General features: G+C 32.6%; 20 protein-coding genes, 1 tRNA gene and 1 pseudogene. 9 read left to right on the top strand and 13 right to left on the bottom strand.

Going from position 1 to position 20243, the window contains the following annotated elements:
* Nucleotides 1–47 precede the first annotated feature (47 nt).
* The 4 genes from FDY99_RS00945 (at nucleotide 48) to FDY99_RS00930 (ending at nucleotide 2379) form a co-directional block, all read left to right on the top strand.
* Nucleotides 48–587: a DinB family protein gene (locus tag FDY99_RS00945; RefSeq protein ID WP_139418700.1), complete on the top strand. Its 540-nt coding sequence runs from the start codon at nucleotides 48–50 to the stop codon at nucleotides 585–587.
* Nucleotides 588–783: 196 nt separating this feature from the next.
* Nucleotides 784–1389 (top strand): DUF2911 domain-containing protein, encoded by a 606-nt coding sequence (locus FDY99_RS00940; RefSeq protein WP_139418699.1) that lies wholly within the window; start codon nucleotides 784–786, stop codon nucleotides 1387–1389.
* An 18-nt stretch (nucleotides 1390–1407) separates the two neighbouring features.
* On the top strand, nucleotides 1408–1944 hold the full coding sequence (locus FDY99_RS00935; RefSeq protein WP_139418698.1) for a GNAT family N-acetyltransferase: 537 nt from the start codon (nucleotides 1408–1410) through the stop codon (nucleotides 1942–1944).
* A gap of 66 nt (nucleotides 1945–2010) precedes the next feature.
* A complete protein-coding gene (locus tag FDY99_RS00930; RefSeq protein WP_139418697.1) occupies nucleotides 2011–2379 on the top strand; it encodes a cupin domain-containing protein in 369 nt (122 codons plus the stop codon).
* A gap of 284 nt (nucleotides 2380–2663) precedes the next feature.
* Here FDY99_RS00930 and FDY99_RS00925 read toward each other — a convergent pair whose 3' ends face one another.
* The 3 genes from FDY99_RS00925 to FDY99_RS00915 all read right to left on the bottom strand — a co-directional run bounded on the left by FDY99_RS00925 (nucleotide 2664) and on the right by FDY99_RS00915 (nucleotide 4883).
* A complete protein-coding gene (locus FDY99_RS00925; RefSeq protein ID WP_139418696.1) occupies nucleotides 2664–3407 on the bottom strand; it encodes a dienelactone hydrolase family protein in 744 nt (247 codons plus the stop codon).
* 315 nt (nucleotides 3408–3722) lie between these two features.
* Entirely contained in the window at nucleotides 3723–4337 is a 615-nt protein-coding gene (locus FDY99_RS00920; RefSeq protein ID WP_139418695.1) for an HAD family hydrolase, read from the bottom strand.
* Between the two features lie 114 nt (nucleotides 4338–4451).
* Entirely contained in the window at nucleotides 4452–4883 is a 432-nt protein-coding gene (locus FDY99_RS00915; protein ID WP_066682126.1) for a type I restriction enzyme HsdR N-terminal domain-containing protein, read from the bottom strand.
* A 7-nt stretch (nucleotides 4884–4890) separates the two neighbouring features.
* Between FDY99_RS00915 and holA the strand changes: the two genes are divergently transcribed.
* The 4 genes from holA to FDY99_RS00895 all read left to right on the top strand — a co-directional run bounded on the left by holA (nucleotide 4891) and on the right by FDY99_RS00895 (nucleotide 8515).
* A complete protein-coding gene (gene holA, locus FDY99_RS00910; RefSeq protein ID WP_139423744.1) occupies nucleotides 4891–5928 on the top strand; it encodes a DNA polymerase III subunit delta in 1038 nt (345 codons plus the stop codon).
* Between the two features lie 175 nt (nucleotides 5929–6103).
* Nucleotides 6104–7045, top strand: coding sequence for a thioredoxin-disulfide reductase (trxB, locus tag FDY99_RS00905; protein WP_139418694.1), 942 nt, complete (start codon nucleotides 6104–6106; stop codon nucleotides 7043–7045).
* 225 nt (nucleotides 7046–7270) lie between these two features.
* Nucleotides 7271–7355, top strand: a tRNA-Ser gene (locus FDY99_RS00900).
* Nucleotides 7356–7717: 362 nt separating this feature from the next.
* Nucleotides 7718–8515, top strand: coding sequence for a hypothetical protein (locus FDY99_RS00895; RefSeq protein ID WP_139418693.1), 798 nt, complete (start codon nucleotides 7718–7720; stop codon nucleotides 8513–8515).
* 40 nt (nucleotides 8516–8555) lie between these two features.
* On the opposite strand, the gene FDY99_RS00890 is transcribed toward FDY99_RS00895, so the two are convergent.
* Nucleotides 8556–9913, bottom strand: a protein-coding gene (locus FDY99_RS00890) for an IS3 family transposase (RefSeq protein WP_394344535.1) whose coding sequence is annotated in 2 segments (ribosomal slippage) — nucleotides 8556–9575 and nucleotides 9578–9913 — 1356 coding nt in all. Because the reading frame shifts where the segments join, the coding sequence is not laid out codon by codon here.
* 89 nt (nucleotides 9914–10002) lie between these two features.
* On the opposite strand from FDY99_RS00890, the pseudogene FDY99_RS00885 reads away from it, so the two are divergent.
* A pseudogene (locus FDY99_RS00885) lies at nucleotides 10003–11328 on the top strand (reverse transcriptase domain-containing protein); the annotation flags it as partial.
* Nucleotides 11329–11429: 101 nt separating this feature from the next.
* On the opposite strand, the gene FDY99_RS00880 reads toward FDY99_RS00885, so the two are convergent.
* The 9 genes from FDY99_RS00880 to FDY99_RS00840 all read right to left on the bottom strand — a co-directional run bounded on the left by FDY99_RS00880 (nucleotide 11430) and on the right by FDY99_RS00840 (nucleotide 20150).
* Nucleotides 11430–11927 carry a GIY-YIG nuclease family protein gene (locus FDY99_RS00880; RefSeq protein ID WP_139418691.1) on the bottom strand — a complete coding sequence of 166 codons (498 nt, stop codon included), beginning with the start codon at nucleotides 11925–11927 and terminating at the stop codon, nucleotides 11430–11432.
* A 128-nt stretch (nucleotides 11928–12055) separates the two neighbouring features.
* Entirely contained in the window at nucleotides 12056–12766 is a 711-nt protein-coding gene (locus FDY99_RS00875; RefSeq protein ID WP_139418690.1) for a hypothetical protein, read from the bottom strand.
* A gap of 377 nt (nucleotides 12767–13143) precedes the next feature.
* Complete coding sequence (locus FDY99_RS00870) at nucleotides 13144–13509, bottom strand: immunity protein Imm33 domain-containing protein (RefSeq protein ID WP_139418689.1); 366 nt, start codon at nucleotides 13507–13509, stop codon at nucleotides 13144–13146.
* Nucleotides 13499–14761: a hypothetical protein gene (locus FDY99_RS23185; protein WP_185148713.1), complete on the bottom strand. Its 1263-nt coding sequence runs from the start codon at nucleotides 14759–14761 to the stop codon at nucleotides 13499–13501. Before FDY99_RS23185 ends, FDY99_RS00870 begins: the two co-directional genes overlap by 11 nt.
* Nucleotides 14762–14767: 6 nt before the next feature.
* Nucleotides 14768–15871 carry a tetratricopeptide repeat protein gene (locus tag FDY99_RS00860; RefSeq protein WP_139418688.1) on the bottom strand — a complete coding sequence of 368 codons (1104 nt, stop codon included), beginning with the start codon at nucleotides 15869–15871 and terminating at the stop codon, nucleotides 14768–14770.
* A gap of 17 nt (nucleotides 15872–15888) precedes the next feature.
* Nucleotides 15889–17322: a hypothetical protein gene (locus FDY99_RS00855; RefSeq protein WP_139418687.1), complete on the bottom strand. Its 1434-nt coding sequence runs from the start codon at nucleotides 17320–17322 to the stop codon at nucleotides 15889–15891.
* A gap of 569 nt (nucleotides 17323–17891) precedes the next feature.
* Nucleotides 17892–18527: a hypothetical protein gene (locus tag FDY99_RS00850; RefSeq protein ID WP_139418686.1), complete on the bottom strand. Its 636-nt coding sequence runs from the start codon at nucleotides 18525–18527 to the stop codon at nucleotides 17892–17894.
* A gap of 26 nt (nucleotides 18528–18553) precedes the next feature.
* Complete coding sequence (locus tag FDY99_RS00845) at nucleotides 18554–19708, bottom strand: relaxase/mobilization nuclease domain-containing protein (protein WP_139418685.1); 1155 nt, start codon at nucleotides 19706–19708, stop codon at nucleotides 18554–18556.
* Nucleotides 19701–20150 carry a plasmid mobilization protein gene (locus FDY99_RS00840; RefSeq protein ID WP_139418684.1) on the bottom strand — a complete coding sequence of 150 codons (450 nt, stop codon included), beginning with the start codon at nucleotides 20148–20150 and terminating at the stop codon, nucleotides 19701–19703. Before FDY99_RS00840 ends, FDY99_RS00845 begins: the two co-directional genes overlap by 8 nt.
* Nucleotides 20151–20243 lie beyond the last annotated feature (93 nt).

Raw genomic sequence — 20243 nt, 5'->3', positions numbered from 1 at the left:
CAAGATTTATCATTTGAGAAAACTGGAAATTTGCAATAAAAATTGACATGAAAATTCCGACCCTTCAACTGATCGATGAATTGAAAAAAATTACTGAAGAAAATATACAGTTTGCCGAAAATCTTTTGAATCAATCAGATGAAAAACTCAATTTCAGACTTTCAGAAAATAGCTGGAGCATTCTGGAATGTCTTGAACATTTAAATCGATACGGAAATTTTTATATTCCTGAGATCAGGAAAAAAATAAAAAACTCAGATACAAAATCAACAGAGATTTTCAGTTCGGGAATTTTAGGAAATTATTTTGCTAAATCGATGCTTCCAAAGGAAAAACTGAATACAATGAAGACTTTCAAATCGATGAATCCTATTCACAGCAAACTTGATAAAAGCGTTTTAAATGAATTTATTACTCAGCAAAAGCAAATGATTCATCTTTTAAATGAAGCTAAAAATATAGATTTAAATAAAGTAAAAACCAGCATCAGTATTTCAAATTTAATTAAACTAAAACTGGGTGATACTTTTCGTTTTGTAGTCTATCATAATCTAAGACACATCAATCAAGCAAAAAGAAATCTTTAACTAATTTTAGTGAGCTTGGCTAAGTGAAACGCCTTTGCGAACTTAAAAACAATTAGTAGTTAAAAAAATCTTTGCGACCTTTGCATTAAAATAAAAATAGAATCATTGTTCTTCATCAATTTAATTTAACAAAATTTATCAATTTCAAAAAGTGATTTATGAACTCGATTTTGTAATTTTAGACAAAATTTTAAAAGTGAAAAAATTATTATTTGCAGTTTGCATATCAGCTTCAGCTTTAAGCTTCGCACAAGATTATTCAGTACCTGCAGCAAGTCCGCGTCAGAAAGTAGAACAGCAGTTTTCAATGTCAAAAATCTCTGTAGATTACGGTAGACCGGGAGTGAAAGGAAGAAAGATCTTCGGAGAATTGGTTCCTTACGGACAGGTTTGGAGAGCGGGTGCAAACTCTTCTACAAAAATTACATTCGGACAGTCTGTTAATTTTGGTGGAAAAACTGTTCCAGCAGGAACTTACGGTTTGTTCATCGTACCAACAGAAAAAGAATGGAAAGTTATTTTAAATAAAGATTTCCAACAATGGGGAGCTTACACATATGATCCAAAACAGGATGTTGTAGACGTAACGGTTCCGGTTAATAAATTAGCAGATAAACAAGAATGGTTTGAGATTACTTTAAACCCGACTGATGAAAATTCAGGAAATCTTGTGATCAAATGGGATATGGCTCAAGCTGAAGTAGCTCTAAAGCCTGCAAAACCTGAAGCAGTAACTAAAATTGCTGAGAAATTAAGAGAAATCAAAAAAATAGAATCTGACGCTGCAAAAGCAAAAGGCTAAGATTCAAATTTATAAAAGATGAATTTTTCTATTCAACCTGTTTTAGAAAACGAAGAATATCAATTAATCCCCTTACAACAAGGGGATTTTGAGTTGTTGTACGAAGTGGCTTCAGATCCTAAAGTTTGGGAACAGCATCCTAATAAAGACCGCTACAAAAGAGAAGTTTTTGAAAACTTTTTTAAAGGAGCTATGGAAAGTCAGGGCGCTTTTAAAATTATTGAGAAATCTACGGGAGATATTTTAGGAAGTACTCGGTTTTATGATTTTGATGAAACTGAAAACAGTATTTTCATCGGCTATACTTTTTATGGAACAAATTCCTGGGGAAAAGGGATCAATCCACAGATTAAAAAAGTGATGTTGGATTATGTTTTTCAATTTGTAGACAAAGTACATTTCCATATCGGAAAAGAAAATTTCCGTTCTCAGATTGCTTTAGAAAGATTGGGCGGACAAAAAATTGCCGAAGAAGAAGTCGCTTATTTCGGAGAACCGACCAGAACCAATTTTGTTTACGAAATAGCAAAAGAAAACCATTTTAAAGTTGATTAATTTTAGGAATTAAAATCTGCTCAATCAGCTAAATCTGCGAGAGAATAATTAAATAAAAATATAATCATGAAAAAATATAAAATTCAGAAATCCCCATTTGTAGTTCCTACAACAGACGGAAAATTAATTGAAGAACATTGGGGAAATTCAACCAAGAATTCAAATATCTCTATTGCACACATGGTTGTTCCGACAAATTGGAGTGAACCTCATCAAACTCCTGAATTTGATGAATTTACCATCATTATTTCAGGTAAAAAGCAATTTGAAATTGACGGAGAAGAGGTGATTTTAGAAAAAGGACAAAGTATTTTAATTGAAAAAGGAGCAAGGATCCGTTACAGCAATCCGTTTTCAGAACATTGCGAATATATTGCGATTTGTCTTCCGGCATTTTCGATGGATTTGGTGAATAGAGAAGAAGAAATAATTTAAATATGGCGTTACAAATTTGCCCAAAGTGTAAAGAAAACTCTTTTACATGGTTTATCAACGGAAAGACTAATTTAATAAGTTGGAGTTGTTTTAATTGCGATTACGAAGCAAAAGAAGACGAAAGTGATGAATGTGTCTGTGAAAATTGTGAAGAGAAAACAAAAAAGAAATTGAAAGATAAAGAATCAGAATACTGGTGGTGTTCTAATTGTAATACGATCAGTGATCTATAAACAGAAACAACCTCAGTAAATGAGGTTGTTTTTTAATTTATTGGAGTTCAATTATTTCAAAATTTCTTTCAAAAATAGGAGCGTATGATTCCAGGCTCTTTTTGCCATCACAGGATTATAATCGGCTGATTTTGGGTCAGTGAAAGTATGTTTTGAATTCGCATACGTAATGATTTGCCAATCTGCTTTGCCGTCATTCATTTCTTTAACCAGATTATTGTAATCTTCCGGTGTTACACTTTTGTCTTCTGCAGGATTTTCTACTAAGATTTTAGTTGAGATAGCTTCATTCGGTCTCGATTGGTCTTTTCCAATACTTCCGTGAATGGAAACAACGCCTACAACGGGTAATTTTCCTCTCGCAGATTCCAAAGCTCCGGTTCCACCAAAACAATAACCGATTACCGCAATTTTATCTGAAACCGCTCCGTTTTTCTTTAATTGCTCTAAAGCCAAGGAAATTCTTTTCTGATAAGCTGCATAATCTTTCTTGTAAAATCCGGCAGTTTTTGCAGCGGAAGCATTGTCAGTCGGAATATTTCCTTCTCCGTAAATATCCGCAATAAATGCGATGTAGCCTTGTTTTTCTAAATCTGCGGCTGCAGTTTTTGCTTCGTCATCAATTCCTTTCCAGGCTGGAAGAATCAAAACTCCGGGAAGTTTTTTTCCGGCATGGGAGGTTACCAAACCATTCAGCTTTTGCGAACCATCCTGATAAGACACTGTTTTTAAATTCTGACTGAAAATAGTTCCTGAAGTCATAAGAAATGCTGATAATAATATTGAACGTATCATATTTTGTAATTTAATTTTTTTGAAGCTTTTTCCTGCTTTTCGTTGCAATCTTTTTTTTCAAAAAAGGATTTTCACTACAATCAGGGCTAGGTATTTGTCAGATTTACAATTTTTTCAGATAATTAATACGCAGTTTGCCGTCCTGACAGAATCTCTAAAATACAATTAAAAAATGATAATTATAAAAACTCTTTAATCGTTTAGATTCTTTCAGAATGACAAAATGAGTGGTTTCTTCGTGAAAAACAAAAATCCTCATCTAAATTAATGAAAATAACTTTGAATGAAGATTAACAGAATGTTATAAAGTTTTAATTAATCGAATTTTACGCCTAAATTATTCAGCTCAGTTTTCAAATCTGTTTCCGGTAGAATATGAATGGTCTTGAAACCCAAAGTTTTTGCCATCTCAATATTTTTGAAATTATCATCAATAAAAACCGATTCATTGGCTTTCAACTGGTATCTTTCCAATAAAACATTCCAGATTTTAGGGTCAGGTTTGATTAATTTTTCTGTTCCAGAAACCACAATTTTTCCATCAAATAATTGAAAGAAATCATAGTTTTCTAAAGCATAAGGAAAGGTTTCTTCAGACCAATTGGTTAATCCGTATAATTGATAGGAAGTATTTCCCAGTTTTCTCAGAATTTCTACATTTTGAGGAATGTCACTTTTCAGCATTACCGTCCAGTTATCATAATAAGCTCTGAGTTCTTTTTCCCATTCCGGAAATTTTTTGATCTGAACTTCGGTTCCTTCTGCTAAATTTCTTCCTCTGTCTTGCTCGATATTCCATTCATCCTGAGCAATATTTTCAAGGAAATATTCCATTTTTTCATCATCATTAAAATAGGTTTTGAAAAAATATCTTGGATTCCAATCCATCAAAACACCTCCAAAATCGAATACTATATTTTTAATTTCCATGCTGATATTTAAATTTATCATACAAAAATCACAAAACTTTTTTACTTAAACACCCTAAAACAGATAAGTTTAGAAAAGTTTAACATTCAGAAATAATTGATTATTAAATTGAAATTATTCAGGCTTATAAAACTGGTATTGTTCGTTTTCGTAATAGGCATTAATGTGCTGCAATCCGTTCGTTAAAATAATTTCAGAAGCACCGATAACAGAATTGTATCTTGCAGTCTGCTCAAATGTTTTTTCGGTCAATTTGATTTGTGGCGCTTTACATTCAATTAAAATTTTTGGCTGCGCTTTTTCTGTTATCAAAAGGTCAATACGCTTCGTTAAACCATTCAGAACAATCTTTTTTTCTGTAATTAAAGCAGAAGTAGAGTAGGATTTTACGGTAAGATAATAGTGAACCCAATGCTGACGAACCCACTCTTCGGGAGTGAGCAAAAGGTAAGTTTTACGAACCAAGTCATAAATAAAAAACTTATCTTTGTCTTTCTTGAATTTAAAATCAAAAGTTTCCTGAAAGTTCAGTTTTGGAAGTTCCATTTATATGATGAAAGAATTAGATTTAATCCTCAAAAATATTAAAAATAAAGAAGTTTTACCGATTTATTTTTTCCACGGAGAAGAACCTTACTTTATTGATGTTGCGGTAAAAGCCCTTGAACACGACTTTCTGGAGGAAGACGAAAAAGCTTTTAACCAAACAGTCACTTACGGAAAAGATACAACCTATCAGGAAATTCTTTCTTTGGCTCGACAGTTTCCGATGATGGGAGATAAGCAAGTAATTATCGTAAAAGAAGCGCAGGATTTGAAATTTAATGATGAAGAAAGCAAAGCTTTAGATGCGTATGCAGAAAATCCGGTTCCATCGACAGTTTTGGTTTTTGCCCATAAACATAAGAAGCTGGACAGCCGAAAAAAGGTTACCAAAACTTTAACAAAGCTAAATGCTCTTTTTCTGAGCGAATCTTTAAAAGACCATACGCTTCCCAAATGGATCGCTGATGAGTGTCTCAGATTAAAGATAAAAACAGCCCCGAATATTTCTAATCTTTTGGCAGAATATCTTGGAAACGACCTTTCCAGAATCTCAAATGAGTTAGGAAAACTTAAAATTATTTTAAAAGAAGGTCAACTTTTAGATGGCACCATCGTTGAAAACCATATCGGAATAAGCAAAGAGTTCAATGTTTTTGAGCTTCAGAAAGCTTTAGGAGCGAAAAACGCCAATGCTGCGTTCAGAATTGCCTATTTTATGGGGAAAAACCCTAAGAATAATCCTTTTGTAATGCTTCTTTCCAGTTTGTACAATTATTTTTCTAATGTAATTATTTACAATACGATGATTGGGCAACCTCAGCAAGTAATCGCTTCACAAATGGGTATTAATCCTTATTTTATTAAAGATTATGCAGAAGCAGCGAGATTATATCCGCTAAAACATTCTACCCGTGTCATTTCTATTTTAAGAGAATTTGACATGAAAGGAAAAGGTTTGGGGGCCGTAAATATGGATGATGCAGAACTAATTAAAGAATTGGTTTACAAAATCATCAATGTAGATAAAATTAAGATGAAAGTATAATTTTTGTTGCTGGTTGAGAGTTCTTATTTGCTGGTAGTAAAATCTATCAACCAAAGAATAGCAACTATTAACAATTGAATATTCACATATTAAACATTGACAAGTATCATTAAATTTACTTTAATAAAACATTAAAAATTCCGAAATTAGCATCCTTGAAATTGATAAATAAATTATGGAAGAAAATATTTTAGATTGTGTGATCGTTGGATCTGGACCTTCTGGTTTTACAGCGGCAATTTATGCAGCAAGAGCAGACTTAAAACCTGAATTATACACAGGTTTGGAACCAGGTGGACAATTAACTACAACAACAGAAGTTGATAATTTCCCGGGATATCCTGCGGGAATTACCGGTCCTGAAATGATGATGGATTTGCAGAAACAAGCTGAAAGATTCGACACCAAAGTACATTACGAAATGATTACCAAAGCTGAATTTTCAAAAGAAGTTGGCGGTATTCATAAATTGTATGCAGGAAATAAAGAAATTTTGGCTAAATCTGTGATTATTTCTACAGGAGCTACTGCAAAATATTTGGGTCTTGATGATGAAAAAAAATACAATGGAGGAGGAGTTTCTGCATGTGCAACGTGTGACGGATTTTTCTACAGAGGAAAAGACGTTGTGGTTGTAGGAGCAGGAGATACCGCAGCCGAAGAGGCTACTTATCTTGCAAAGTTGGTGAATAAAGTAACCATGTTGGTAAGAAAAGGTGAGTTCAGAGCGTCAAAAGCGATGATCCACAGAGTAGAAAATACCCCTAATATCGAAGTGAAATTTCACCATGAATTGATTGGTATTGAAGGTGAAAACAACCTTGTGGAAAGAGCGGTTGTGATTAATAACCAGACTCAGGAAAAATCTACAGTAGATGTTCACGGAATTTTCATTGCCATCGGACACAAGCCAAATACAGATATTTTTGCTGGTCAAATCGATTTGGATGAGAATGGATATATTGCTACTGAAAAAGGCTCTACAAGAACAAATCTTCCGGGAGTTTTTGCTGCAGGAGATGTTCAGGATCATATCTACAGACAAGCGATTACAGCTGCAGGAAGCGGTTGTATGGCAGCCATGGATGCAGAAAAATATCTTGCTGAATTACATTAATTATTAAAAATTAATTTATAAATCTGAAAACGTACTTCTTTGAGGTACGTTTTTTTGTTTTCAATCTGTGTTTTTCTTTGTGTTAATCGATGTTTGAGAAAATAATTGCTCTGATTTTTAGTTGATTATTAATTTTTGTTAAAATTTGTAGTAAAAATATTTTGACATCATTGAAAAACGTTCTATATTTGCACCACTGAAAACAACGATACAATCGGAGTTTAAGGAGAGATGGCAGAGTGGTCGATTGCGATAGTCTTGAAAACTATTGACTGTAACAGGTCCGGGGGTTCGAATCCCTCTCTCTCCGCAAAAAACCCTATAAACATAATGTTTATAGGGTTTTTCATTTTTAGGTGCTAACATAGGTGCTAATTCTGATTACTTGTATTATAATACATAATTATATTTTATTAGAGTGCTTTTTATTTTCTATCAATATTTAAAAAGACATTTTCTATTTTTACAAGAAGAAATGAATAAGCTATTTAGTTTAATCAATCTTAAAAGAGCACTAGCAAACGTAAAACTTTGGTTGGGTATTTATTTTTTGTGTAGTATTGCAAACATTAAATATATAGATATCTAGAATGTTGATATGCACTAAAAGTAGCAGGTGTGAACAATTTAGCTATTATTGTATAGCAAAAATTCTGACAAGTTTGAATGACAATGAAAGAACAGGAATTACTATATCATTTTCCATTTAGAATCGACAAAGAACAAAATTTTAGACACTTTGCAAACGATTTTACCCATAACAGCTTTGTCAAACGGTTTGTTACCAATTATGACGGAACAAATGTTAACGAATTCATTAAAAACAAAACATCCCTTACTATTGAACAAATACACGAGTTTGAATATCTATATTCAAACTTTACACATTGGAGTGATTGGTATAAGAATGGGCGAAATATTTTTTCATTTTCCAAAGAACTTTTACTTTTATTGGACAAAACTGATGTTAGTGATGTAAAGCCAGACCTTTTCAAACTTCCTTATGACATCTTCTATCTTTCTTTAAAACCACTTAATCTCAAACTATCAAAAAATAGTGATGCAGTTATTGAAGGTGTTTATATTGACCACAATATTTGGAATATAATGGGAGAACACCCAGAAGGTTATTGTGATTTAAGTTTCTATTTTGCTGGTGAATTTAAAGAATCATTCCTAAAATACATATCAACCGTAAAAAGTAGTACGCAACCCTTTACGAATTCTGACGAAGTAGATGAAGCTCCTCTAGGTACATTTTGGAATATTTACTTGTGGTTTGAGAAAGAAGAGAAACGAGAAACAGTGAGGGAAGCTTTGGATTATTTCATAAGTGATCTTAAAAATGAAATATTTATAACCAATAAAACGCCTGAACAAATAACGGACTTTGACTTAGAGTTTTATTCTGACACAATTGAGCTGTTAGAAAAGACTATTAATTTGGTTATTTGTACGTCTTCAAACTAACTTGGACATTTTGGAATAAATCCTTAAGGAGTATTTAGGGTTATAAATTTATAAATTTCTGTTGAAAATACAACTGTCTTCTTTTTCGGATTGAATCCGATTTTATTTGTCTTCTTTTTTCCAAAATTTGCTCAGATCTTCCGAAGTACACATCTGCTGGAGGAAGGTTTTTCAAAGATTCGTGATATCGCTTGTTATTGTAGTTTTCTACGAATTTTTCTAAAGCTTCCACAAGTTCTTCAGGATGATAGAAGTGATTGAGTTTTACCACATTTTTCATCGTTCTGTGGTATCGTTCTATTTTCCCTTGGGTTTGCGGATGCATCGGCTTTCCGTGAACCTGCTTCATCTTCAAATCGTCTTTCAGGTAGGTTCTGAGTTCGTTTGATATGTAGCAGGAACCATTGTCTGAGAGTAATTTCGGTTTGGCTTTAGACTTTAATTTTGCTTTTTCAATCGCTGTATTTACTGTTCTTTTCACATCTTCAGCCTTCATCGAATCACAGAGTTCCCAGTGGATGATATACCTGCTGTAGTCGTCTAAAACAGTGCTCAGATAGTACCAACCCCAACCAATCACTTTAAAATAAGTGAAATCTGTTTGCCACATTTGATGCACAAATTCTGTCTTATCCTTAAATTCATTTGCTGCTGAAAGTAAAAAATGATTCGGTGCAGGGATTAAATCCCGTTGCTTCAAAATCCTGTAAACACTGGATTCTGAGATGAAAATACCTTGTTCATCGGTAATTTTGTGCGCCAGTTCTCTTGAGGAAAGTTCTGTATGTTCCAAAGCGATTTCTACTACCAAATCTTTTTGTTCTTCCGGAATGCTATTCCATTGTCTTTTAGATGTTCTTTTGGACGTTTCCAAGCCATCGTAGCCGTTTTCAAGGTATTTCTGATACCACTTATAGAAAGTACTTCTTGCAATCCCAAAGCTTTCCAAGGTTCGTTTTACACCAATTTCACTCGTAGTAACTTCTTGAATAATTTCGTATTTCTCACTTGCTGATAATCTCATAAACTTTCTGTATTTATGGGTCAATCCAGCATGTCTAAGCTTTTTTTTACAATGTCATAGCGCAGAACCAAATCGGCAACCATTTCCTTCAGTCGGGCATTCTCTTTCTTCAAATCCGACACTTCATCACTCGTGGCTTCTCTAATGACATCGCCGTTGAGTCGTTTTTTACCGGCTTCCATAAATTCTTTGTTCCAGGAATAAAACTGAGATTGGGCAATATTATGCTGTCGGCATAGTTCCGCTACAGAAGTTTCTGCACGAAGCCCTTCCATTACGATTAAAATTTTCTGCTCGGCTGTAAAGATCCTCCTTGTATTTTTACGGATGTCTTTTATGAATTTTTCGGAACTTTTCTTTTTAGGTGTTTCCATAATTAAATGTAATTCTTTTTTTGAAAACACTCCTTAACTTTTATACTATATAGTGTCTACTTTTTGCTGACGATTTACACAAAAACAAATATAAAGGAAAACGTTTGTGGGTATCTGAATGTGATATCAGTAAATTTTTTGACACAGTGAATCATAATATAGTTAAGGAAAAATTTAGAGATGTCATAAAAATACATAACAAAACCAATGAAGTAAAAATTGATAACCGGGCAATTTTAATATTCAACAAGTACTTACAATGTTATGATTTTCAAAAATTTGTATATGCCCTTAATGATGATAAGAATTATTGGATTGAAAGAAAGAGAGAGGGTGGAAGTTTTGAATGGGTAAAAGATGACTTACTTAAATTAAATTGTTATAAAAATATTAAGAGAAATCGCATTGGAATTCCACAGGGTGGTGCATTATCAGGTCTGATTGCAAACATTGTTCTGCATAGTATTGATATGGAAATGAAAGCTGATGAAGATGAAAAGCTATGTTATGTAAGGTTCTGTGATGATATGCTTTTAATTCATCCTAATAGAAAAATTTGTAATGAAAAAACTGATATTTATTTTAATGGCTTGGAAAAGCTAAAGTTAATTTCTCATCCTCCTAAACCTGTTAACGAAATAAATAAAAATTTTTTTTGGAATGATTCAAAAAGTAAATCGCCCTACAAATGGTCAAAATTTTCAAACAATTCTTTTGATCGAATTGGTTTTGTTGGTTACGAAATATGTTATAACGGGACTTTAAGGGTAAGAAAGAGTTCACTAATTAAAGAAAAACGTAAAATAAGAGATTTAACAGAACACACACTATCAATATTAAAAAATGGGAAAAGAAAATCAGACGATATGATTTTAGAGTCTGTTTCAAACAAACTCATAGGAATGTCCGTTGGAAGAGTGACTATGAAAAACCATAAATTCTCTGATAATGAAATGTGTTGGGTAAATGGATTTACATTACTGCGCAATAATCACAATTTACGAACACAGCTAAGGAGATTGGACTACTATAGGTCAAAACATTTATCTAGATTTAAAAAGAAACTTGCAAAGATTCCGGAAGCAAAACCAAGAACATCTGACGAATCAAGAAAAATCGGAAAACATTTTTTTATCAAAATAGGTGGAATATCCTATGCTGACTCAGAAGCTATCAGACTTGAACTTCAAAATACTAAAATCTTAAATACTAAATTTGTTTTATCTAAATACAGAAAAGAGCTGTTAATAAAAAATTCTAATCTTTTGGTTCTTTCAGGAAGATATATCTCATATTTACCACAGATTTATAATTTATTAATTGAAAATGAAAAAGAAGATCGATATGTACCCTACTATGGTAAGCCATTTAGTTACTTTTATCACGTTATAGATAAGAAACGTTCTGATTCATAAAGCGTTATTTTTTTACTAATAAGTGATAATAAACAATAAATCTATAAATAATTGATTTTTAAGTTTTTTCAACTTGTCAAATACTCTTCAAATATTAGAACCTATTTTTTAGTTTGCTTCTCAACTTCAGAAATTAAATCATAATTAAAGAATAATTTTCTCTTTTTTACGGAGTTAATGATTTGTTTCTGATATTTATCAATTAGATATGTTTCTATTTCTAGCCTCCCGAAATTAACTTCGATAAAAGTAATATGTAATTCTTCATCAAAATATTTGTCCAGCAATACTTCTATTTCGGAATCATATTTTTCACTTGATTTAATTCCTCCAAATTTTAATTTACCAATCTTCTTTCTGAAAGTATGATTCACAGTTCTAGTTATATCAGACATTCTCTTACATAAATTACCTGTCTCTCCAATATATATTATTTTATCATTTCCTTCAAAGATTGCATATATGCCAGGAACATTTTTAAAATATTGTTTCCTCCAAATTAATGTTCTTTCAAACTTTATCTTAGGAGATTCAAATAATAATTTTTCTGCAAGAATTAAATTTTTATATAACTCATTATCTTCAAGATTAAAAATCATAATTTTAGCTATATTTTTTATTTATTATTAATCATTCGAAAATTTGAAAGAGAAGAAAAAATTTAATTTCTCAGTAGGATTGTCGAGGAAAACTATCATTTTGACAAACTGATGTTGTAGGTATGACCTTATTCTACATTAGGCAATTTTGTCCTTAAACGCATTTGCATTTCATCTTTTCTTCGAGTACTTTTTATTTTCGCTAGAACTTCCATAGCGTTAGTTAAACTTGTTTCATAATATCCTTTATTGCCGTTTTCTTTTTCGAGATCACATAACATTAAATATGTGTCAAATTTCAAAATCCTGTTGTCGTCATTTTCAGGTAAATCAAGTGATAATGCTTCGTCATAATATTTTCGCCCTAAATCCTCTTTCTCATTGGTAAAAAGAAAAGTCCCAAAGCCTCTTAAATTCATAAGTTTAATTGGTTTGGAAATTGATTTTTCAATGGTTTTCTTCCAAAACAACTCAGATTTTTCTTGGTCACCGATTGTTGAATATGCACTTGCTAAAATGTTACAGTCGATTTCTGTTGCGAGCTTATCATATCTTTGTACAAGATAGTCAGCGTGTGCAATTAAAATTCGTCTTTGAGAATTATAATTACGTCTAAGTAAAATATTAGATTCGGAATTGAAATCGATATCTTTTGTAGCTCTAAGCTTTGTAGTTTCGATACCAATTTTAGAAATGCCTTCTAGGGTGTCGGTTAATGTTTTGCGGATAGTCCTTTTGGTCTCCTTGTTTTTTTGAATTAATGTAATAATCAAAGAAGCAATGGAAATCGTCAAAGCACAACCGCTTAAAGAAACTATAATGTAATCTTTTGTTTCCATATAAAGTTTTTAAAAATAATCTTATATTATTTTTGGTTAGTGTATTAAATGTAAAGAAAAAGCGGAAAGTTACTGTTATAGTTTATATTTTTTTCAAACCTACATACCAAATCTTTAAATCTGAATAAATACAACTAACTATTTCTCAAAAGTCTTAAAATATCATCCAATGCAGAACAGGGAATGTTATTCTTCAGACAGTTTTTATGCTATTTCCCAATAGATATCCTAAAATAAAATATATAACTCTTTATTTCATCAATAACAGTTCATTTCAAGATTTGACAATTGCTTACTTTCTGAATTATAACAGTAATTATTAAAGGTGTAAACTCTAATTTTATAACTTCTCCGCTATTCATTGGTTATTTTTTGCTTTAAGATTTTTGAGTATCATAAACTAGCAAACCTTCATCAAACCAAACATCTTCGTATCCATTATTATCAAATAAAAAACGATTACCGGCAGGAAGTGTCAAATATTTTAAAAGTTCAGGATAGTATTCTTCTAAATGAAAGATATGCATCGGCTTAAAAAAATCATCTGCATCTGAATATTCTCCAGCCCAAATATACCATCCTGAAGAATCTCCTTCAGGAAAATGTCTTAGTCCATTTATGGGCATCACACCACTTTTTATATTATCGGAAATCCCTACTTTTAATTCTTCAGATGTAGCAAAAAAATCTTGCGAATATTTTTCGCAAATATCTTTTTGCTCCTTGACATATTTATTGTCCATTTGTTCTTTGATTTATTATTTTTTTCATTTCTTTTGAGTATTTACTCATTGCGGCTCCTTGTTGAGATGAACAAGTTTGACATTGAGGTTGAATAGCGTTCATTGACCTCATATTAGTCTGATTAATCGTACCAGTTTGATAATGTTCTTGGACTAAAGGTTTTATATGGTCTGCGACATTTTTTTGTCCAGTAGCTCCACAAGTCACGCAAGGCTCACCTTGAACCGCCGCTCTTTGTGCTGCTGTAGTGGCGTTGTTAGGTCTTTTGTACAAAGTGTTTGTAACAGGTTCAGTAATTTTATTCGCACCACTTGATTCTGCGCCCAATAAAGGAGAAACACTTCCCGCCATTTCAAGAGCTTTTCCAACAGGCGTTGTTGCGCTTGGAGGATTCAAATTCATATTTGGGTCTGGACTAAATGTCGCAATTTTCCAAACATCATATAGCCCATTAATTGCAGCAGCAGCTCCCGTCAAACTTGCAGAGATAGCATCTCTGGTAAAATTAGACAATTGAAGCATTGAAGTAGTTGTACCTGCAGGTATAGATTGTGCTTGCCCATTAAATCCTAAGTAAACAGCACCTGCACTACCTCCCTGTCCTTGTATCGTAGCATTACTGAGTACAGACCCATCATCTTTATAGTCGGAGAATCCTTGTTGTTGATAATTGTCGGTTGTTAAACTTGCACTCCAACTCCAAGTATTGTCTTTTAATCCCCATCCTAAACCTTCTCTACCATCTGGATCAATAACATTTACTGGATCATTAAAAGCATAATTATATGGTGTCCAACTAGAAAACTCTTCGCTCAAAGGGTCAGGAGAAAACCAGCGTCCTGCGGTATCAAGATAAGGCTGTGCGTCAGGATCGCTCAAATCTATTTCTCTAAATTCAGTAATCTCTCTAGTTTTCCTGTTAAATTTTACAGAGCCAATACTTACAATACTATCAATATCGTGAGCTTCTAAATATTTTCCTTTGCTTAAAGTGGCAATCTTTGGATAAAAGCCATATTTCTTAAAAGGATTGGACGCTTCAATATTCTTTCTTCTTCGCTCGGCTTCTTGTGATGTTAAAGAATCCCTTGTTTTTAAGACTTCATCCATATATGGACGTAACCTTTCCTCTTTGGTTAATTTAACGGGATTTACATATTGTTTCTCAATTTTTAAATTGGTTTTGTTCTTTTGCTGAGCAAAGGTAAATCCCATCAGCAATAAACAAATAAAGTAAAATAGTTTTTTCATTTGTGGTTATTTAAAATTATTCATTAGTTTTTTATTCTCATATTTATTTCTCTCCATTTTCAGAGATACAAGCCAATCCAGATACATTCCTTCCGGCATTTGTCTATAACCTAAATCATAGATGTGACCGTATTCTTTCTGCATCAGCTCATAGAGTTCTTTTGCTTTTGGATTTTGTTGAACCAATTTTATATTCTCAGCTTTGTCTGTTTTCAGATTCTCCCGCTCCATTAATTTTTCAAACTGTATTTTGTGGAACTCTGCTTTGAGAATGAGAGCTTTTGCAAAATTAGGATATATCTCTAATGCTCGGTTAAGAGCCTTTAAAACAAATTCTCCATCATTGTTTGGAAAACTACGGTTGTAAGCCTGAGCCAGATCAAAAAGGCACAAAGCAAGACTTTCTTTATTATCTAGGGCTTTCATAAAAACACCGTTTCTAATAGCATCCAAATGAATATAACCTGAAGCCATCAGCCACCCGTCTTCAGGAAAGATACCGCTGGTCAATTCCGTATTGAACCATCCAATTGATTTAATGTTGTGCTTGATATAGACGTGGTTGGGAGCTAATGCTAAATTAGCTTCTACACCAAGTTCTTCAGCCAAAATCTTATAGAGATATGGCATCGAATTACAGTTTCCTTTTTTTGTCGCTAATAACTTCGAAACAAAAAGATTTGGAAGATCGGAATGCCCAAACACATCAGCAAAATCATAGCTAAAAGGTTTATACTGGATTACCGTATCTCTTACAGCAACAGGCAAGGACTGGCATATAATCGAATATAATGCAGCGTATTTATTTACTTTTTCTTTATCAGATCCTTTGTAGTTCAGTTCTCTGCTCTTTACTATACTTTCGGCAAAACTTTTTAGAAATCGTAATTCCTTATTGATACGTATTGTGTCAAGTTTTCCTTGGTAATATGCTTCTTCTACACTAAACACCGCATCTTTAAAGCTGTATTTTTGACGGTCTTCCAGCATATTGTCGATAGTTTTATAAGCTTCGTTATAAAACTGGTTATTTTGAGCTTTTGCAGATACTGTTCCCAAAAGTAGAAACAACAGTATCTGATAGATTTTTTTTTGAAGTATTTCTTTCATAGATATTAAATAATCATTTATGTTTTTAGATAAAAAAGTCTGCGTTTTTCTTCCTCTTCTCTTTTTTTCTCCTGTGTCTTTCGTTTTTCCTCCTGAGATTTTTTTAAATTTTCCTCTTTTATCTTTTTTTGTCGTTCAGCATTCATTTGCTTTATTCTTTCAGCAATAGCCTCGCTCTCTTGTCTGTTAGCTTCCCGCCCCATATTGTTGAGCCACTCGGAGTAAGCACCGTCAGGCATAAACTTAAAGCCCAATTGATCAATTTTATCAAATTGTGATTTTGTCTCTTTCAAAAGTTCTGCTGCTTTAGGAAAGTATCGGATATTTTGAAGTTCTTCTGGATTCTCAACATTTTTGATTCCTATTGTTTCGGCAACGTATTCAAATCTCGCCTGCTGATACATAGATTTGAGCAGGTTAGCATACATATTATTTGGATAAAATTCTAAAGCTTTATCCAGCGTTTTTCCTACGAATTCATCCATTCCGTATTTATGGATGTAACCGTTTGCCAGATCTGCATACAATTGAGAGATCAGCTCTTTTTTTGTAAGGCTGTTCATATAGACATTGCTCTGCAAAGCTTCAGAACCAATGTAACCTGATTCCAAAATCATTGAATTGGTAGTGAAAATTCCGTTAGTAAGTTCGACATTCTGCCATTGGTTTTCATCATCCATAAAACGAATGTAGGTATGATTCGGAGCCATCGCCAAGGAAGCGTCTGCATTCATTGCTTCGGCAACCATCAGATACAGTAAAGGCATAGAATGACATTGACCGGTTCCAGTTTTTAAAAGTTTAGAAGCAAACATTTTACTCCAATCCTTTTTTCCCATATAATCATTAAAGTCATATTTGAAAGATTTTGAAAAATGCTTGAATAGTGCGATGTTTTTCATCGTATTATCACCAGTATCTAACTTCTCGGACTTCATTTTTTGCAATAATTGATTGGCGGTTTTGCTGACACCAGATTTGAATTGTGTAAAATTTAGTTTATTATCATAGTAGGCATTTTCAACAATGAAATTGGCTTTTGTCAGGGAATAATTTTCGGAATCAATTGCTGACAGCTTGCTATATGCATCATAATAAGCGTTGGTTCCTGATTTTGAAGAAAGCGAAGGGAGATTATATCCGGAAGATTCCAAAACATTGATTCTTCCAAAATACTCTTTTTTTTCCTTCTCTATCTTTTCTTCCTCCACCTCTTTAAAATCACGTTGCTGCATTTCCCAATTCTGTTTGTCAATAGCAGAAGATTGAGAATTTATATAATTCCGAGGCACAGCAGGAATATTATTTTTACTTGAAGTCAGCGTGATATTTTCAGAATAATTCTGAAAAGTATTTTGTACGGGGCTTGGAATTGTCGGCAGATTGGGAATCTGCGAAAATCCTATCGAATTAATACATAGAAAAAGAACTGAGAAATAAACTTTTCGCATTGCATCTGTAGTTTGTGTTTTTGACAGTATAAGAATAAAAAAATTTTGTGAAATATATTATAGGTATTTTTCCCCTTTTTGATTCTTGTGTTTTTACGGATGTTTTCATAATTAGTTTTTTTAGTTGGTGATTTTTGAAATAAAGAAGAGCGTGAATTGACATCACCCTTCGTTCAGGTTACTCGAATAACCCACTAAAGAAATGACGCAAAACACGCCCTGGAAGGGCGCATCTTACAATCATATTTTCTTTAGTATTTATATTTCGAGTATTTGAACGAAGAAAATGAACTGCTTAACGCTATATTTTAATATGTAATTTATACTTTACCTTATAGTTATTCTATTTTTGATTGATTACAAATATATTAAGAAAATTTTATTAAAAAAATAGTAAAAAAAATTAGACACCTAAAGTGAAAAGGCTAACCTTAATTTAGTAATGACATAAATTATTATTTCCAAAATTTGTTGGCTATTGTTGTCCTCTGTTGGAATGTGGGAAAATCTGCGGTTGTGGTGAGGCTGATTTTTCCATATTCCAATAGAGTGGTTTATGAAAAGTTTTACTATTCGGACTTTCTCGCCTCAAACCCATCTTTAAACCTTAAAAAATCTTCTGCTTTTTTAGGATTATTCTTGATCCACAATTGCATTACTTTAGTATTTTCAGACAATATTTTAATCTCATTTTCATCATAGATTTTTTTTCCTTCATCAGCAATTTCTTTTAAAATATCTTGACGTAGTTCACTTTTGGCTTTGATGCTTTCTTTGTACCAATTGGTTGAGAAATTGATGGAAATGATCAACACCAAAACTGAAAAAATTGCAACTCCAATTCCGCTCCAAGTAAATTTCTCCATCCTTTTTGCTGGTTTTTGAAAACTTTCCAAAAAATCGCTGGTTTTTTTCGAAATAACTGCTCCTATTATGGTGGCAATATCTTTTAAATACTGATTTCTTGAAAGCTGTTCTTTTTCATAAAAAGCCAATACGTCATTAGGAATTTCTTTTATGACTTCAAGGTCTAATTGCATTTGACCAATTGCCAATACCAGATCTTCAATATCCGCTTTCACTTCTGCATTAGATTCCTTATTCTCCAAATTCGAGGCAATGTTATTTTCATTAGATTTTACCACGTTTTCCAAAAGCTCCATTCCACTACTTTTAGATTCTTCGTTCTGTTTTTTATTTTCCATATTTTTGATTTTTGAATAGTTAATATTTATCTTGATTTCCGCTTCTTTTTCCAAAGTTCATCATCGCTTTGAGCAACATAATTCGGCTTCAGGAGTTCTTCTAAAAGTTCACCTGCAATTTCTGCTACACTTTCTTTTGATGGTGATTGTGGTTGTATGTTTTGAATGCTTATTTCTCTATTTTCAGACATTGATTTTGTCAGATTTTGAAAATTAGGATCGATCTTGGAAAGAGAAAAACCATTGTATTGATTAAAAATCAATCCGTTTTTCTGCTTGTTATTTCCCAATTGTTCAGTTTTACCTATCCAAACATCTTGAATTTCATTTTTTTGATTGGGTTTGAACTCTTCTTTATATTGAATTTTAACAGAGAATCCTTTCTGATGCAGACTGGCTCGGAACTCTTTCCAATTCTCAGTCGATTTTTCGACTTCCCGAACCGCATTTTTCACCTCAAACAAAGATTTTATTTCAGAAATTTTCAATCGGTTTGAAATTTCAGACAATTTGTAACCCGCTTTATAAACTCTTTCGGTTTGATGGTTTTTGTCCTTTTCCATAACAATCCGCATTCCCGAAATCCCGTCTTTCACATTAGAAGACAATTGAATGTCAAAACCTTTTTCTTTCATTTTAAAAAGGAGTTCATCAAAATTATTGCTGGTTTTCAAAGCTTCTGATAAATTCTTCAGCATTTCTTTCTTTTTCTGAACACCTATTTCCACATCGGTCAACAATCCTTTTTCTTTACAAACTTTCCGAACAGCTTCTCCGAATCTTCTTCCGACATCGTGGGATTTTACCGTGCATTTCCCAGAAATATCAATCCTGTTAACGATAAAATGAATGTGTTTTTGTTTCGTACTGTTATGAATATCCAATCGGAATTGATTGTTTCCTGTCACTCCGATTTTTTCCAAAGCTTCGGTGGCAACTTCTAAAAATTCTTCATCCGTCAATTTTCTGCCGATCTCGTCCGGTTGAGAAATATAACCTGTCAAAGCCCATTTTTTCACATTCAGATTTCGGTCGGCTACAGTTTTCATTTCTAAATACTGACCTTCCGGATTTGAACTTAAAAGACAATTTGACGAAATCATTTCGGCTGTTCCTTTGTCATTTCCGTTGTATTCCAAAGCGATTTTTGAGATGGTTCTTGTGGTTGCTGAATTATTCATTTTTTTGAGTTTTAGAATACAGATATTGATGAATTAATTCGATTAGATTTTCAATTCTCAATAAAATTTCTTTCTTATTTTCAAAAACATTCCATTCCCGATTTCGCAAAAGATTCGTTATTTTTTTGAAATGATTACCAAATTGAAGCAGGGTTTCATCGGTTTTAAATTCATTGATCTTCAGTTCTTTTTCGAACAGAATATTTCGGATATAGGTTGATAATTTTAATGGATATTTTTTCTGTTTTTGAATGAGAGTTTCATATTCAGAATTGGTCATTCTGATCGAAATAACCTTATCCAGCTTTTTATTTTGTTTAGTCTTCAAACCACCTTTTCTGCCCAAATCCTGGAAATATTTTTTTCTCTTTTCCTGAGCAATCTTTGCTTCATTCTCTTTGGTGGCTTGGTTTATAAATTCTTTTAAAAAGTCTTTTTCCATTGTGTTAATTTTTAGCGCATTTAAAAAACATTTCTGACGATAGGAAGAAATCAAAAATCCCAATTTTGCAATCAGCGGATACGCTTATTGTAA

Source organism: Chryseobacterium mulctrae, assembly GCF_006175945.1.
In the GTDB taxonomy this organism is placed as follows: domain Bacteria; phylum Bacteroidota; class Bacteroidia; order Flavobacteriales; family Weeksellaceae; genus Chryseobacterium; species Chryseobacterium mulctrae.
The sequence above is the reverse complement of the archived record's forward strand: the minus strand, read 5'-3'. Positions and strand labels throughout refer to the sequence as shown.